Source organism: Pseudoalteromonas sp. ABV4_021, assembly GCF_056159365.1.
Genome location: NZ_JBSWVB010000001.1, coordinates 1,224,428 through 1,239,867, shown reverse-complemented (window position 1 = coordinate 1,239,867; position 15,440 = coordinate 1,224,428). Strand labels below are relative to the sequence as shown.

16 protein-coding genes are annotated in these 15,440 nt (G+C 41.7%); 8 read left to right on the top strand and 8 right to left on the bottom strand.

Annotated elements, in window-relative coordinates; translation table 11 throughout:
• Window positions 1–53: 53 nt before the first annotated feature.
• Window positions 54–1,391 carry an ankyrin repeat domain-containing protein gene (locus ACXAFE_RS05925; RefSeq protein ID WP_475149957.1) on the bottom strand — a complete coding sequence of 446 codons (1,338 nt, stop codon included), beginning with the start codon at window positions 1,389–1,391 and terminating at the stop codon, window positions 54–56.
• A 134-nt stretch (window positions 1,392–1,525) separates the two neighbouring features.
• On the opposite strand from ACXAFE_RS05925, the gene ACXAFE_RS05920 reads away from it, so the two are divergent.
• Window positions 1,526–1,705 carry a DUF2897 family protein gene (locus ACXAFE_RS05920; protein WP_010560328.1) on the top strand — a complete coding sequence of 60 codons (180 nt, stop codon included), beginning with the start codon at window positions 1,526–1,528 and terminating at the stop codon, window positions 1,703–1,705.
• Here the strand turns inward: ACXAFE_RS05920 and ACXAFE_RS05915 are convergent.
• Together ACXAFE_RS05915 and bamC are read right to left on the bottom strand one after the other, a co-directional pair.
• A complete protein-coding gene (locus ACXAFE_RS05915; protein ID WP_475149954.1) occupies window positions 1,702–3,102 on the bottom strand; it encodes a YjiH family protein in 1,401 nt (466 codons plus the stop codon). The genes ACXAFE_RS05920 and ACXAFE_RS05915 overlap by 4 nt on opposite strands.
• A gap of 158 nt (window positions 3,103–3,260) precedes the next feature.
• Window positions 3,261–4,391 (bottom strand): outer membrane protein assembly factor BamC, encoded by a 1,131-nt coding sequence (gene bamC / locus ACXAFE_RS05910; protein ID WP_475149952.1) that lies wholly within the window; start codon window positions 4,389–4,391, stop codon window positions 3,261–3,263.
• Window positions 4,392–4,578: 187 nt separating this feature from the next.
• Here bamC and ACXAFE_RS05905 point away from each other — a divergent pair, with 187 nt between their 5' ends.
• Both ACXAFE_RS05905 and bcp read left to right on the top strand, forming a co-directional pair.
• Window positions 4,579–5,112: a glycine cleavage system transcriptional repressor gene (locus tag ACXAFE_RS05905; protein WP_475149950.1), complete on the top strand. Its 534-nt coding sequence runs from the start codon at window positions 4,579–4,581 to the stop codon at window positions 5,110–5,112.
• A gap of 11 nt (window positions 5,113–5,123) precedes the next feature.
• A complete protein-coding gene (bcp, locus tag ACXAFE_RS05900; protein WP_010560332.1) occupies window positions 5,124–5,597 on the top strand; it encodes a thioredoxin-dependent thiol peroxidase in 474 nt (157 codons plus the stop codon).
• 76 nt (window positions 5,598–5,673) lie between these two features.
• Here bcp and rluB read toward each other — a convergent pair whose 3' ends face one another.
• From rluB to rnm, 5 genes are read right to left on the bottom strand one after another with little or no spacing between them, the layout of a single operon-like run.
• Complete coding sequence (rluB, locus tag ACXAFE_RS05895) at window positions 5,674–6,549, bottom strand: 23S rRNA pseudouridine(2605) synthase RluB (protein ID WP_010560333.1); 876 nt, start codon at window positions 6,547–6,549, stop codon at window positions 5,674–5,676.
• A gap of 53 nt (window positions 6,550–6,602) precedes the next feature.
• Entirely contained in the window at window positions 6,603–7,181 is a 579-nt protein-coding gene (gene scpB, locus ACXAFE_RS05890) for an SMC-Scp complex subunit ScpB (protein ID WP_475149941.1), read from the bottom strand.
• A gap of 16 nt (window positions 7,182–7,197) precedes the next feature.
• Window positions 7,198–7,992, bottom strand: coding sequence for a segregation and condensation protein A (locus ACXAFE_RS05885; RefSeq protein ID WP_475149937.1), 795 nt, complete (start codon window positions 7,990–7,992; stop codon window positions 7,198–7,200).
• Between the two features lie 24 nt (window positions 7,993–8,016).
• Window positions 8,017–8,637 (bottom strand): L-threonylcarbamoyladenylate synthase, encoded by a 621-nt coding sequence (locus tag ACXAFE_RS05880; protein WP_475149934.1) that lies wholly within the window; start codon window positions 8,635–8,637, stop codon window positions 8,017–8,019.
• Between the two features lie 9 nt (window positions 8,638–8,646).
• On the bottom strand, window positions 8,647–9,501 hold the full coding sequence (gene rnm / locus ACXAFE_RS05875) for an RNase RNM (RefSeq protein ID WP_475149929.1): 855 nt from the start codon (window positions 9,499–9,501) through the stop codon (window positions 8,647–8,649).
• 156 nt (window positions 9,502–9,657) lie between these two features.
• On the opposite strand from rnm, the gene ACXAFE_RS05870 reads away from it, so the two are divergent.
• The 5 genes from ACXAFE_RS05870 (at window position 9,658) to trpCF (ending at window position 15,440) form a co-directional block, all read left to right on the top strand.
• Complete coding sequence (locus ACXAFE_RS05870; protein WP_475149926.1) at window positions 9,658–10,503, top strand: DMT family transporter; 846 nt, start codon at window positions 9,658–9,660, stop codon at window positions 10,501–10,503.
• A gap of 393 nt (window positions 10,504–10,896) precedes the next feature.
• Window positions 10,897–12,480 carry an anthranilate synthase component 1 gene (locus tag ACXAFE_RS05865; RefSeq protein WP_475149922.1) on the top strand — a complete coding sequence of 528 codons (1,584 nt, stop codon included), beginning with the start codon at window positions 10,897–10,899 and terminating at the stop codon, window positions 12,478–12,480.
• Window positions 12,480–13,079: an aminodeoxychorismate/anthranilate synthase component II gene (locus ACXAFE_RS05860; protein ID WP_475149918.1), complete on the top strand. Its 600-nt coding sequence runs from the start codon at window positions 12,480–12,482 to the stop codon at window positions 13,077–13,079. Before ACXAFE_RS05865 ends, ACXAFE_RS05860 begins: the two co-directional genes overlap by 1 nt.
• The gene (trpD, locus tag ACXAFE_RS05855) at window positions 13,079–14,086 is read left to right on the top strand and encodes an anthranilate phosphoribosyltransferase (protein ID WP_475149914.1); all 1,008 of its coding nucleotides are present in this window, start codon (window positions 13,079–13,081) and stop codon (window positions 14,084–14,086) included. Before ACXAFE_RS05860 ends, trpD begins: the two co-directional genes overlap by 1 nt.
• Entirely contained in the window at window positions 14,079–15,440 is a 1,362-nt protein-coding gene (gene trpCF, locus ACXAFE_RS05850; protein WP_475149912.1) for a bifunctional indole-3-glycerol-phosphate synthase TrpC/phosphoribosylanthranilate isomerase TrpF, read from the top strand. Before trpD ends, trpCF begins: the two co-directional genes overlap by 8 nt.

Sequence of the window (15,440 nt, the reverse complement as noted above, 5' to 3'; positions counted from 1 at the left end):
CAAACAAAAAAAGGCCACTGTGTAAGTGGCCTTTTATAATTATTAGAAACAGCTTAGCTGAGCACAGTTGTTAAGATCACCAATAGCAGTAACAACGCTAATATGAGTGATATTGGCGACAATATGCGAATAAGCGTTAATGCAAACGGATGCTTAATATTTGGGTATAAGTTGCTGCGCTTTAGTGACAAGGCAAAAGCAAATGCACCGAGTGACACTAGCGTTGTCGCGATGCTGATTTCTGTTTTAATAGTAATTGAGTCTGAAAAAATCAGAAAAATCTGTAACGGCAAAATAAAACACACTAATGCATGTAACAAATGCACATGCTGGATCAGTTTTAATTGCCCTTCTTCACTCAATTCTTTAATACCAAACTTGTGTTCGAAGTGCTTTATCACTTCAGGCAGCTCTAATTCAACCGCTAAGCGATATGGCGTAAGGCCATCGCTGTCTTTTTGGTGATAATTTACGCCACCATTAAGCGCTTTACTGATAATATCCAAACTGCGCGCTCGCACCGCAAAATGCAGCAAGTTATTGCCTTTTAAATCGCATTCGCCTGCACGTTCCTTACTTAGCAATGCATCAAATACATTTGCAAAGCCTTGCTTAGCTGACCAAATTAACGCAGTTAAACCATCTTCATCGGTGATCTGCCCTTTTGCCCCCTGCTCGATAAAGCGCATACATAAGCTTTGTTTAGCATCAGGCTGTGAAATATGAGATAGCAGCGCGCGCTCTAACAAACGGTTATCAACTTCACCATCAGAGAGTGCAAGCAACAAATCAAAGAAGTCTTCGCCTTGGCGCAATCTATCGGCGATTTCTTCTGCCAAAAGGTTAGTATCACCAGTTACATTACTTTTAATAAAGGGTAAGGCAACTTCACGAAAATCATCATCGGCCCAAATCGCTAACACATCGTCGTGTGATAACGGCATGCCTAGGTTTAAAAACTGCTGAAACAGCTTAAAGAAACGCAAGTGCATACACAGTGAGGCAAGTGTTAGCTCACTTTGCATTGCCACCTGATTGCCAATCGCCGCGTATTGGTCAATTCGTGATAACAAGAGTTCGCTTATTGCTTCTTTGCTATTGAGTTGCTGATGTAAATGCGCAATAGCCGATTCAATATACTGCTGAGCATTATCATCGTATTCAAATATATGCTGATAGAAACATTGCTCAAATGGCTCTGCCGGCTTTAGCCACAATAAATAATACAGTGGCGGTAGCACGCTGGTGCTGATCCCTTGCGCGTCTTTGGTCTCTTCGCATTTCGGCCAAGCTTCTAGGGCATCCAAAATAAATGCGCCATTTTGCTCTAACAAACCTTTTAATAAAAGTGGATAAGCCTCAGGCCAAACTAATACTCGCTCAAGTGACAACGCAGTGCTCCAGAATAAAATGTAATTACGCGAAACGCGCTAATAGTAACAACTATTTAATTGATGAAAAAGAACTTATTAAGTTCCATTTACTGGGTTAAAATTAAAGAAATTCACAACTTTTATGCAAATCTATGAGCATCTGGGCCACAATTTTAATAATCGCAATTGTGCTGGGCGTGATTTGGAGCAATATCGCGTTACTAAAGCATTCCGCAAAAATGGATATGAAAAACTTTAATCAAGATCCGATAGAAAAAGCTCGCCGCTCATTAGAAGAAAAACAGCGAGCCGAAAAAGATCAAGAAAATTAGCCTACTAACCAATGTCCCATTAAGGCAATTACCGGTAGCGTTACTAACGTACGCAAAACAAAAATCATAAATAACTCAAAGATATTTACTGGAATTTTGCTACCCAGTAACAGTGCGCCCACTTCAGACATGTAAATCAACTGGGTAACACTCATTGCCGCCACCACAAAACGCGTGAGTTCACTGTTAATATTCTGCGCCGCTAAAATTGATGGAATAAACATATCGGCAAAACCAACAACCACAGTTTGCGCAGCCTTTTCGGCTTCTGGTATTTGCATCAGTTCAAACAGTGGAATAAACGGTGTTCCTAACCATTGAAATACTGGCGTATATTCAGCAATCACAAGTGCAATCGTACCGATTGCCATCACTACTGGCAGTACCGCAAACACCATATCAACGGCATTTTTTAAGCCATCGATCAGGGTTTCTTTAATTGTTTGCGCATGACGAGCTTTATCAAGTGCCACATCAAGTGAATGTTTAAACAAGGTTTTCCCTTCAGGTAATGCCTCTGGGTTACCTTTTACTTCTTCACCATCAATGTATATGTCTTTTTTGAATCTAAGTGGTGGCAAGCGCGGCACAATCAGTGCAGCGGAAATACCGGCCATACACACAGTTAAGTAAAACGGTGCAAACAAATGCGCCAATTTTACTTGACCAATAACCACTAAACAAAAGGTGATTGAAACCGCCGAAAATGTAGTGCCAATAATCGCCGCTTCACGTTGCGTATAGTGCTTTTCTTCATACTGCTTCGCAGTCATTAAAATACCCACACTGCCGTCACCTAACCAAGAGGCAACACAGTTAACGGCACTGCGACCCGGTACACCAAAAAGTGGACGCATTACTTTAGTAAGTAACGTACCGACTAATTCAAGCAAACCGAAATTAAGCAATAAAGGCAGTAATAAACCAGCTAAAATAAATACCGAAAATAAAATTGGCATCAACTCGTGCAGTACCAAGCCACCAACTGCATCTGAGTGAATTTCAATTTTGGTATCACCAATCGAAAACGTACCGACTTTTAAGTACGCCATTAGCACAAAAATAGCGCCTAACGTACGTGCCACGAGCCAAACAGGGCTAACAATCAGTAAGTGACGGATAAAGCTGCCCGCTTTTAAAAACTTTGGTTTAAATAGCGTAGCTAAGCCCGATATTACTGCCATTGACACAATCACCGATGTCACAATAAGCGTAATTGAGTGTGCTAACGCGCCTTTTAATTCCTTAGCCAATATCGCTATGGGGATAGTGAATTCGCCACCATAATTTATCGGTGTCATAAATAAAAACACACCTATTAGTGACGGAATAAGGAAAATCATTATGGTCGCAAAATTACTGCGTGGTGCAGTCGATTGATTAGCTTCCAAACTCATACTTGTTACCTTTAAAGTGATAGCGGTAAATTGATTTGCATATCTTTGCCAACAAAATGCATAACCATTTACTTAATTGCTATTTTAATCGCTACTTTTCTATCGTTTAAAAGCAAAAAAGAGCCGAGGGCTCTTTTTTACTAATCCAATTTTATAAATTATTGAACGGTTACACCGCGCTCTTTTAGCATGGCTAAAATAACTTGTAGTGTATCGCTTAACGTACCCGGCTCTAATGTTTCACCCTCAGCATCAAGCCAAGTAATTGATGTACCACCGGTGTTCGTTTCAGCAACTAATAATTGATACTGACCTGCTTCAAGTGGCAGTTTACGAACGTCATCACCCCAAATTGAATCCCAAACGCTTTCATCTGGTGTTTCGTACGTGGCGAAAATTAAGTTACGAGATTGCTCGATTTCATCAATATTGAAACCAACGCGCTCTAAGAAGCTTGGGAAGCGCTCAAAAATAGCACGTGCTTTTTGCTCAGTTACAAACGCCGCGTTGCCTTTATCATCAAAACCCATTTGCAGCGATACAATGCCGCGTGCTTTGTTTAATTCAACCATTAACTGGCGGTAGTTAAAGTCGAACTGACCAATAAACTCATTTAGCGCCGCTACTTCTAAACGCTGCTGTAGCACCGCCGTTAACTCGTCGTATTTTGATTCAAAATCAACTAGTTCAACCTTTACCGATGCAGTGCGTTTATGCTCTTCAGTTTCAACAATAAACTTAAATTTTTGACGGCTTAGTTCGCGCTCTTCTTCCCACCACCAAACATCAATTGGTTCTTCAATTGTATGCCAGTTAGTCACTACGAAATTGTCAGCTTTATTTTCTGTGGTTACTTGGCGCTCAACAAATAAATCGTCAATCGCTTGCCAAATAAAACTTTCTAAATCTTGAATACCTTCGTTTTTATCGAAGAAAATGCGCGATTCTTTATCGCCTTCGTTAATCCATGAACCTTGTGCAAAAGTAAGCACTTGAGCCGGTGCTTTTACCAAATATAACGCACTTTCTTCAGCTGATGTATATTGTGCCGAGTCAAGATCGTAGGCAGGATCTTTGTATGGTTTTGTCAGGTTACCTGGCACTTTAAGTTCATCATTAACACGGTAATTGCGTTTATGATGCGAATCATTGGTGAAAACAGAACAAGCAGTAATCGCCATTGAGATAGCGACAACCAATGAATTTCGGATCCAATACTGCACAAATTTCTCCTTGGTGTGCTCTTTATTATTTGCTTGATTTGACGCAGCACACACTGTTTGGTTCATAATATTATTCTCAAAATTGCCGCCTATGTTACTTTTACTAAGGGCCAAACACAAGAAACCACCACCCTATCTTTAATTTATTCTTAACAATTCGCTATAATTTTCACCACATCATATATTTACATGGTTGAACCCATTTAAATTTGCTAAAATTCGCGGCCACGTTATTAACCCATTGAGACTAAAAATGACGTTAAACACTGGAAATCAACTTGTTGTTACTGCCATCGGTGAAGATCGCCCCGGCATAGTGAGTGAGCTTACCAAGCTAGTAAGTGAAACCAATTGCAATATTATTGATAGCCGCATTGCCATTTTAGGTAATGAATTCACCTTTATAATGTTGCTTGAAGGCGATATTTCTGCCATTAGTCGTGTTGAATATAATATTCCGACAAGAAGCGTTGAGCTTGGTTTATTAACCATGATGAAACGCACCAGCCAACATCAAGAAAAACAGTATAAAGCAGGTTATAAACTAACCTACCACGGCCCTGATACACCGGGCACACTAAGCAAAGTGACGCAATTAATGGCTGACTACCAAGTTAATATTGCAGCACTTAAATCTGATAGTGTTGAACAAGATGGTGATGTGGTAATGCGCTCGGAAATTGACATTAATTTCTCGCGTGACGTGGATGAAGCTGAATTTAAACATCAACTTGAGATCATTTTTTCAAAGTCTAACGTAGAACACATTTTAAAACGGATTCGATAGGAAATTATAATATGAATACGCTTCAAGCTGGCGATAAAGCACCGCTATTCTCACTTGCAGATCAAAACGGTGACACTGTAGAACTTGCAGAATTATTAAAAGAAAACAAAGTACTTGTTTATTTTTACCCAAAAGCATCAACACCGGGCTGTACGGTGCAGGCTGAAAATCTGCGCGATCATAAAGCGGAACTTGCAGCGCTTAATACCGTTGCGGTTGGCATTAGCCCAGATCCGGTAAAACGCCTTAAGAACTTCGAAACGAAAAAAGAGCTTAACTTCCCGCTGTTATCAGATGAAGATCACGCCATTGCCGATGCATTTGGTGTGTGGGGTTTAAAAAAGTTTATGGGTAAAGAATATGACGGCATTCACCGTTTATCTTTCCTTATTGGTCAAGACGGTACAATTGAACATTTCTTTAATAAGTTTAAAACCAAAGATCACCACCAAGTGGTTATTGATTACTTAAAAGAAAATGCTTAATTAAGAAAAACATTCTTAATTAAAAAAAGCGCCAATTGGCGCTTTTTTTATATCTACAATTCAGTTACGCACCGAGTTACTTTTTTGGTGCACGGCGTTTATTGCCCGGCGTCACACGTTGATTATGCTTTTTAACCGCTTTACGGATTTTGTTAATCTTAGCGCGGCGATCTTTACGCTTCTCTGGCATTACCGATAGTTTTGTTTCGGTTTCACGGCGCATTCCAACCGTTTGACGTAAATAGTTTACGTCTTTTAGGTTTAGCTCTTCCCAACCACCTTGCGGTAAACGTTTATTTAGTAATAAGTCACCATAGCGCACACGAATGAGGCGTGATACTTCCACTTCCTGTGATTGCCATAAACGACGTACTTCTCGGTTACGGCCTTCGGTTAAGGTAACGTTAAACCAGTTGTTTAAACCGCTTCCGCCTTGCGGCACTACCGATAAGAACTTAGCAAAGCCATCGTCTAACTCAACGCCATTTGTCACATTTTTCAGCGTTTGATCCGTTACTTCACCGAATACACGTACTGCGTATTCACGTTCCACTTCATAACTTGGGTGCATTAAGCGGTTGGCAAGTTCACCATCGTTAGTAAACAGTAGTAAGCCTGATGTGTTGATATCTAAACGGCCAATGGCAATCCAGCGATCATTTTCAAGCGGTGGTAAACGGTCGAATACGGTGCGGCGACCTTCAGGATCTTTACGTGTACACAGCTCACCTTCAGGCTTGTGGTACATTAAAATACGACAAACACGTTCGTTTGACGCTTCAACTTTAACAACATGTCCGTCAAGACGGATACGCTGTGTTGGTTCGACACGGTCACCTAAACGGGCCACCTTACCATCAATACTAACACGACCCGATTCAATAAATTTTTCACATTCACGACGTGAACCTTTACCAGCACGTGCTAATACTTTTTGTAACTTTTCGCTCATTATTTTCTCATGTAACTTCGCAGCTAGGCATTGTTGGCTATTCTAGCACAGAGCTAATCAAGTTGCGCAGGCTCACTGAGGATTTGTGAGATTTTTTCGTCTTGTGCTACTGGTAATGGCGGTAATTCATTCAGTGAAGACAATGAGAAGTGATCTAAGAATTGTTTGGTAGTGCCATAAAGCGCCGGTTTGCCCGGAACTTCTTTATAGCCAACCACTTTTACCCAATTGTGCTCAAGCATGGTTTTAATAGTTTGACTGCTTACGGTAACGCCGCGCACTTGCTCTATTTCACCACGGGTAATGGGCTGACGATACGCAATTAAACTTAATGTTTCTAAAAACGCACGGGAATATTTAGGGGCTTTTTCTTGCCATAGTTTATTAAGCCATGGCGATAAACTACTGCATGCTTGAAACCGATAGCCAGAACCCACTTTGACTAAACGCACACCACGTGTCGCGTAGTGTGCCATAATGGCATCGATAGCGCTTTGAATACGCTTTAATGAAATAGAGAAGTCACTTAATACGGTGTCGCGTAATTTTTCTTTAGTTAATGGCGTATTCGCAACAAAAATTGCCGCTTCGATTAATTCAATTAACTGCTCGTCGGAAAGTCGCTTCGCCATAATACCTATTTCGTTGTTATTTTAGTTTAAGGTAGATGAGCGAGTTTATATCGCTTTGCTGAACCACAATCAAGCTTTCCTTCACCAGCTCTAAAATGGCGATAAAACTTACCACTACTGCCGCTTTACCTTCAACGTGTTCGAACGCCTGAGAGAAAGGCAAAAAACCATCATTTTCCGTTAAAAGCGATAAAATATGCGACATTCGCGCACGTGTTGAAAGCACTTCGGCACTGACTTGGTGATGTGTTAATGTTTGCGCTCGCGCCATTACATCACTGAGTGCCAGTAATAACTCTTTTACACAAAGGTCTGGCAGTTCAACATCTTGCGACTGCGTTTCATCCAACAGCGCGTTTGCAATGTAAATATCGCGTTCTACCCGTGGTAACGCATCGAGGTTTTCGGCCGCTTTTCTAAATTGTTCGTATTCTTGCAAACGCTTAATCAGCAGTGCCCGAGGGTCATCTTCCTCTTCTTCCAGCTCTTTATGTACCGGTAATAATAAGCGCGATTTAATTTGTGCCAGTAACGCTGCCATCACTAAGTATTCTGCGGCAAGCTCGAGCTTAAACTCTTTCATCATCTCAACATATTGCATGTACTGCCCAGTGATCTTGGCAATCGAGACATCAAGAATATCGAGTTTGTGCTTTTTAATCAGATACAGCAATAAATCAAGCGGACCTTCAAATGCTTCGAGTGCGACTTCAAGTGCATCGGGCGGAATATAAAGATCTTCAGGTTTATCGGTTACCGCTTTGCCATGTAAAAAACCAAGCGGTAACTTTTGCTGCTGCATTTCGCTCATGGGCGTTGTTTAAACTCTGTATACTTATTCAAATGGTGCTGGGTCACCTGCACCCACACGAATAATTTCTACTGAATCTTCCGAGAAATCAACAACGGTTGTTGGCTGCTCAGACAAATAGCCACCGTGAATAATTAAATCCACTTGTTTTTCTAATTGAAAACGAATTTCTTCAGGATCCGCCTCGGCAAATTGTTCACCCGGTAAAATTAACGAACATGACATTAATGGTTCGCCCAATTCCTCCAAAATCGCTTGAGTAATAATGTGATCAGGCACACGCATACCAATGGTTTTCTTTTTCTCATTAAGCAAGCGACGTGGCACTTCTTTGGTACCTTTAAAGATAAAAGTATATTGCCCTGGCGTATTATTTTTAATTAATCGAAACAAACCGTTATCGACCCGTGCATAAGTGGCAAGCTCAGATAAATCGCGGCAAACAAGGGTAAAATTATGGTGTTTTTCTAAACCGCGAATACGCGCAATACGCTCCATTGCATTTTTATTACCGATACTACAGCCAATTGCATAACCTGAATCGGTTGGAAACACAATTACCTTGCCTTGCTGAATCATATCAACCGCTTGACGCACTAAACGCGCCTGTGGGTTTTCTGGGTGAATATGAAAAAATTGACTCATTGGATATCCTTAATTTAACTCTTGTTCTTTGGCAATCGCCCAATCCTGCCAAATTGGCACGCTGGCTTTAGGTAAGTATAAGTTCTTTCCCAGTTCTAACCAGTTGGTAGCAAAATGAAAATCAGAACCTTGCGACGAAAGCAGCTGATATTCTTCAGCAAGCTGCGCTAAAAACTGACGATCACTCGGCGCTTGTTGTGGCAGCGCCACTTCAATGCCATCGCCACCAGCATGTTTAAATTCTTCAAGCAAACGTCGCAACCATTTATTAGAAAGCTTATAACGACTTGGATGTGCTAATACCGCTTGACCACCTGCGGCTTTAATAGCCTTCACGGCAGTTGCAATATCACACCATTCGCTGGTTACATAACCCGGTTTACCGCGTACAAGGAACTTTTTAAACACACCTTGTAAGGTGTTTGCAGCCCCTTGCTCTTGAATTACTTGTGCAAAATGGGCGCGGGTAAGCTGACCTTTGTTAGCTAACGCTTTTGCTTGTTCTAATACATTTTCAAACCCGCGTTTTTCAAGCTTTTCAGCCATTTTTTCAGCGCGTGTTGCGCGTTTTTCTGTTTGCTCAGCAATTAAACATGCCAAAGTGCTATTTTCAACATCAATGTTTAAACCAACAATATGAATTTCAAAGCTTTCCCATTTGGTTGAAAACTCGATGCCCTTAACAAGTGTTAGCGGTAACGCATTTTTGTCGATATGTTGCTGTGCAATTGGCAGCGCCTTAACGGTATCGTGATCGGTAATCGCTAATATATCAACGCCCTTTTCAACGGCACGTTCAACTAGGTCTTCTGGGGATAGCTTGCCATCGGAATAGTATGTATGGCTGTGTAGGTCAAATTTCATAAATATGGTTTTAGTTTGTACTGCGTGTAATCATACCAAATTCAGTAGATAATTACTCTTGCTGATTTGTTTGCTTTCATTTGGGACATTAATATTTGCTAACAAAGGTCTTTATCTGTTTAAACTCGACTAATAATAAACAGCGCAGCTTACTTTATGAAAATACTGCTAATTACCCTACTTTCACTTATCGCCTTTGCAGGGAACTCAATTCTTTGCCGAATTGCCCTTGGGCAAGGGCAAATTGATGCTGCCAGCTTCACCTCAATTCGTTTATTATCTGGGGCGATAACGCTTTTTATTCTTTACGCCCTATTTCATAAAAACAAACAAACAGCGGGCAAAGGTTCATGGCTTGGCGCCGTTTATTTGTTTATTTACGCCGTGACATTTTCCTATGCCTATATTTCACTTGAAACTGCTATTGGTGCACTTGTGCTATTTTCATCGGTGCAATTTAGCATGCTTGCTTATACCTTTTTTTCAGGTACCAAAATTTACCCTATCGAATGGTGCGGCGCGCTCATTGCGTTTATTGGTTTTAGCTATTTAGTGCTACCCGATACTTCATCACCCTCACTGATTAGCTTTGTGCTTATGGCGATCTCGGGTATGGCGTGGGCGGGCTATACCTTAGTTGGCAAAAAGTCATCTAATCCCCTTGCCGATACAGCCTTTAATTTTATTCGCACCTTACCCTTTATAACATTCCTCAGCATAAGGACACTTAACGCAACAAATACATCAACCACAGGGATTTTTCTCGCCGTGATAGCTGGCAGTGTGACGTCAGGCATTGGTTATGCCATTTGGTATATTGCACTAAAACACTTAACGTCAGTGCAAGCAGCTGTATCGCAGCTCTCGGTACCCATTATTGCCGGTATTGGTGGGTTTTTATTTTTATCTGAGCCTATCAGTGAGCGCCTCGCGATTTCTGGAGCTATTATTCTAATCGGAATTTTGCTGGTTGTGCTTGGTAAAAAACCGCTAAAACCCTGATTTTATAACTGTTTAAACACTGCTTATAACCAATAAACACTAACAAATCCGATTAGTTATAAAAAATGGCGGTTTTGTGTTGACTCATGTATACAATCTGGGGTTTACTATGGCTGAAACATTTTAGGAATCGTTTAAATGCAATTAGTAATTTCACAAATCAAAACAGTATGGTGGTGGCACTCGTAATCGCGGGTGGGAATAATTGTATCTAAACTATTCTTAAAACCCGCACAATGTGCGGGTTTTTTTATGTCTAATTTGAGGTGAATAATGAGTAATAACAAACAACTAATCCAATGGTGGTGGTTCCTGTAATTAACGCGGGAGGATTCTGTTTGTCTATTATTCAGCCCGCCTTCTAAGCGGGCTTTTTTGTATAAGGAATGAGGCGTGATATTTAGTCATATATCAACCGAGGTCGGTAAAGTTACCAGCATTTCGCTGGCGCGGGACTACATTGAAAGTCCACTCGCACTTTACAGCGCGGTATGTAACAACCCGACTAACTTTAATAGCTTATTGTTAGAATCAGCGGAAATTGATTCAAAAGATAATGTAAAAAGTTTAATTTTAGCCGATGCTGCTATTCGTATTGAATGTAATGGGGACACGGTAACGTTTGACGCAAAAAGCAATAACGGCAAACAGCTACTGCCCCATTTAGCTGGCTTTTTTAAAGATCATCAAGTTGAACTTGCAAATTCAACCCTAAGCATTGTGTTTGAACGCGATACCAGTTTAATGGATGAAGCCAGCCGCTTAGTTGCCGACAATGCATTTACTGCCCTAAGAGAGTGCGTGAATAATATTGAAAGCACCACAGAGTCTCACTTTGCAGTATTTTTAGGCGGCACTTTTGCCTATGACATGGTTGCGAACTTTGAGTCACTGCCAGACGTACCAAACGGTGATAACACAACCCCTGATTTTGTTTTTTATCTTGCCGAAACACTGATTGTTATCGACCATCAAGCAAATACCACAGAACTCATTGGCAATGTATTTAGCGGACCCGACGCACACGCCAACTGTTTTGAAGTAGGCCAAAAGCTTGAAGCACTTAATAAACTGTGTGACGATTTACCAACATACAATGCCCCCACTTTTCCGGGCGCTGTAAGCGAAAGTGTGGATATTGATGACGCAACCTTTTGTCAGCAAGTTGAAACCCTTAAAAAGCACATTGTTGATGGCGACATTTTCCAAGTCGTACCGTCTCGCTGTTTTTCATTACCATGCGCTGACTCGCTGGCAGCATATCATCAACTTAAAACACAAAACCCAAGCCCTTACATGTTTTACATGAAAGACGAGAACTTTGTGTTATTTGGTGCATCACCTGAATCCGCGCTTAAATATTGCCAAAGCACCAATCAAGTAGAGGTGTATCCAATTGCCGGTACCCGTGCCCGTGGCAAAAATGCCGATGGCAGCATTAACTTTGACCTTGATAGCAAGATTGAACTCGATTTGCGCGATGATAAAAAAGAGCGCGCCGAGCACATTATGCTGGTTGATTTGGCGCGTAACGACATTGCCCGCATTTCAACGCCGGGGTCACGCTATGTAAAAGAGTTATTAAAAGTTGACCGCTACTCACAGGTAATGCATTTAGTATCGCGCGTGGTGGGTCAATTAAAGCCTGAACTTGATGCACTTCATGCCTACCAAGCGTGTATGAATATGGGCACCTTGGTCGGGTCACCAAAAGTAAAAGCGGCAGAGCTGGTGCGTATTACCGAAGGTAAACGCCGTGGCAGCTACGGTGGTGCTGTGGGTTATTTAACCGGCGATGGTGCAATGGACAGCTGTATTGTTATTCGTAGTGCCTTTGTTAAAGATAATATGGCTTACGTACAAGCAGGCGCAGGCGTAGTATACGACTCAGTGCCACAACTAGAAGCAAACGAAACACGCCAAAAAGCACAAGCGGTTATTCGTGCAATTAAGTCTATCTACCAAGGAGAAGCCTAATGGCGCAGGCAAAAATCTATTTTATCGATAATTTTGATTCGTTTAGCTACAACTTGGTAGATGAATTTGAGCAATTAGGCTTCGAACTGATGGTTTACCGTAATCATGTGCCAGCCGACACCATTTTAAGCAAAATGGCAGAGGAAACTTGCCCAGTTACGTTAGTGCTTTCACCTGGCCCTGGCACCCCAAAACAAGCGGGAAATTTAATTGAGCTAATCAACAAAGCTAAAGGCCGCTACCCTATGCTGGGTATTTGTTTAGGTCACCAAGCAATTGTTGAGTGCTATGGTGGTATTGTTGGTCACGCAGGTGAAACCGTGCATGGCAAATCATCACTTATTGATCTTAAAGATCATGCAGTGTTTAGTGGCTTACATTCGCAAATTCCAGTGGCGCGTTACCATTCTTTGATGGCAACAGAAGTACCCGCAAGCCTTGATGTTATTGCCAGCTACGACACAATTCCTATGGCAATTATTCAAGAGCAAGATAAAGTAATTGGGTTTCAGTTTCACCCAGAATCAATTTTAACGCCAAATGGCTCACAGCTGTTAAAGCAAAGCCTAGCTTATTTAGCCAATGTGGAGGGCGCATAATGCAACCACTTATTAATCTCTTAATCGAACAACAGGATTTAACGTTTGAACAAAGCAGCGAGCTTTTTAATCTTGTAATGACAGGCCAAGTAAGCGAAATCGAGCTTGCCGCAGCGTTAACCGCACTTAAAATTAAAGGCGAAACCGACAACGAAATTGCAGGTGCTGCCAAAGCCATGCGCGATAATGCCGTAACATTCACTAACCCAAGTGCCGTTAGCTTTGACTCATGTGGTACAGGCGGTGATGGCGCGAATTCAATTAACGTATCAACTACTGCTGCGATCGTTGCCGCAAGCATGGGCGCTAATATGGTAAAACACGGCAACCGCAGTGTTTCGAGTAAATCAGGCTCGTCTGATTTACTCAATGCCCTTGGCATTAATATTAATATGAGGATAGCACAAGCTGAGAACTGCCTAGCAAAAACCCATTTTACCTTCTTATTTGCACCGCTTTACCATGCTGGTGTGAAATACGCGATGCCAGTGCGTACCGCACTTAAAACACGCACCTTATTTAATATTTTAGGACCACTGGCAAACCCTGCAAAGCCAAGCCATCAACTCCTTGGTGTTTATACTCCTGAACTACTTCGTCCAATGGCGCAAACGCTTAAACTGCTCGGCTGTGAGCGTGTTATGGTAGTACACGGAGCGGGTACCGATGAAATTGCCCTACACGGTGAAACACAGGTTGCCGAACTAAAAGACGGTGAAATCACCGAGTACACCTTACAGCCGCAAGATTTTGGCCTTGATAACTATGCCCTTTCAGAGATTGAAGGCGGCGAGCCAGAATATAATGCAGCAGCAAGCCTGGCGATTTTAAAAGGTGAAGGCAAACCTGCGCACAATGCAGCGATTGCCGCAAATGTTGCTGCGGTACTGGTAATGCAAGGCGACTACAGTAATTTTAAAGACGCAACACAGGCGGTACTAAACCACCTGGCAAGTGGCGCAGCGTTTTCACATTTATCACGCATTATCGAGGTGTCACATGGCTAATGTATTAGAAAAAATTGTTGCCGATAAACGCATTGAGCTTGAATCACGTAAAGCCAATAAACCACTTGAAAGCTTTATTCATGAGGTAGTACCAACCGAGCGTGATTTTTACGGCGAGCTGGCAAAACCCGGCACTAACTTCATTTTAGAGTGTAAAAAAGCCTCGCCATCAAAAGGGCTTATTCGTGATGATTTTAACCTTGACGAAATTACCGGTGCTTACAAGCATTACGCAGCATGTATTAGCGTACTGACTGACGAGAAATACTTTCAAGGCAGTTTTGATTACTTAACTAAAGTACGCTCATTGGTGAATCAACCGCTTATTTGTAAAGATTTTTTCATTGATGAATACCAAGTGTATTTAGCACGTCTTCATGGTGGTGATGCAATTTTATTAATGCTAAGTGTGCTAAATGATGACCAGTACACCGCGCTTGCTAAATTGGCAAAATCGCTCAATATGGCAATTTTGACCGAAGTGAGTAACGAAGAAGAAGTTCACCGCGCACTAGCACTCGACGCTGAGATTATTGGTATTAATAACCGTAACCTGCGTGATTTAAGTACCGATCTCGCCACTACAGAAACCCTTCGTACGTTAATCCCTGAAGGAAAAGTGGTTATTTCAGAGTCAGGCATTTACACCCACTCTGATGTAAAACGCTTAAAGTCTTTGTGTAACGGCTTTTTAGTTGGCAGTTCACTGATGGCAGAACAGAACCTCGATTTAGCGTGTCGTAAGCTGATTTTAGGTGAAAACAAAATTTGCGGCCTAACACGCTCACAAGATGCAATTGCCGCATATAATGCGGGTGCTGTATTTGGTGGTCTGATTTTTTATGCAAAATCGCCGCGTTACGTTGATATTGACTGCGCAAAACCAATTGCCGATAGCTGCGATTTAGGCTTTGTTGGCGTATTTGTAAACGAAACGATTGACACCATCGTACATATTGCCGTTGAGCTAAAACTGGTTGCAGTACAGTTGCATGGCAATGAAGACGAAACGTATATTGCTGCGCTTAAAAAGGCGCTACCAGCGAGCGTGCAAGTATGGAAAGCCGTTGCGGTAAGCGATGTGATTGAACATAAGAGCCAAGGGGCTGACCGCTATTTATTTGATACAAAGGTAGGCAATCAAAGCGGTGGTACAGGGCAAACCTTTAATTGGGATGTACTGATTAACGAGCGCAACTACATGCTCGCAGGCGGCTTAAATAACGACAATATTCAAGGCGCCCTTGCAACCCAGGCAATTGGTCTTGATTTAAACTCGGGCATAGAAACAAGCCCAGGTAAAAAGTGTCATCAACAAATTAATTCTGTGTTTTCTAAGATAAAGGAATCTTGA

Coding starts and splice junctions, on each gene's coding strand:
- ACXAFE_RS05915 (WP_475149954.1), bottom strand. CDS start 3,102: ATGAGTTTGGAAGCTAATCAATCGACTGCACCACGCAGTAATTTTGCG.
- bamC (WP_475149952.1), bottom strand. CDS start 4,391: ATGAACCAAACAGTGTGTGCTGCGTCAAATCAAGCAAATAATAAAGAG.
- trpCF (WP_475149912.1), top strand. CDS start 14,079: ATGGCTAATGTATTAGAAAAAATTGTTGCCGATAAACGCATTGAGCTT.
- rnm (WP_475149929.1), bottom strand. CDS start 9,501: ATGAAATTTGACCTACACAGCCATACATACTATTCCGATGGCAAGCTA.
- ACXAFE_RS05870 (WP_475149926.1), top strand. CDS start 9,658: ATGAAAATACTGCTAATTACCCTACTTTCACTTATCGCCTTTGCAGGG.
- ACXAFE_RS05920 (WP_010560328.1), top strand. CDS start 1,526: ATGAGCATCTGGGCCACAATTTTAATAATCGCAATTGTGCTGGGCGTG.
- ACXAFE_RS05860 (WP_475149918.1), top strand. CDS start 12,480: ATGGCGCAGGCAAAAATCTATTTTATCGATAATTTTGATTCGTTTAGC.
- bcp (WP_010560332.1), top strand. CDS start 5,124: ATGAATACGCTTCAAGCTGGCGATAAAGCACCGCTATTCTCACTTGCA.
- ACXAFE_RS05880 (WP_475149934.1), bottom strand. CDS start 8,637: ATGAGTCAATTTTTTCATATTCACCCAGAAAACCCACAGGCGCGTTTA.
- trpD (WP_475149914.1), top strand. CDS start 13,079: ATGCAACCACTTATTAATCTCTTAATCGAACAACAGGATTTAACGTTT.
- ACXAFE_RS05885 (WP_475149937.1), bottom strand. CDS start 7,992: ATGAGCGAAATGCAGCAGCAAAAGTTACCGCTTGGTTTTTTACATGGC.
- rluB (WP_010560333.1), bottom strand. CDS start 6,549: ATGAGCGAAAAGTTACAAAAAGTATTAGCACGTGCTGGTAAAGGTTCA.
- ACXAFE_RS05905 (WP_475149950.1), top strand. CDS start 4,579: ATGACGTTAAACACTGGAAATCAACTTGTTGTTACTGCCATCGGTGAA.
- scpB (WP_475149941.1), bottom strand. CDS start 7,181: ATGGCGAAGCGACTTTCCGACGAGCAGTTAATTGAATTAATCGAAGCG.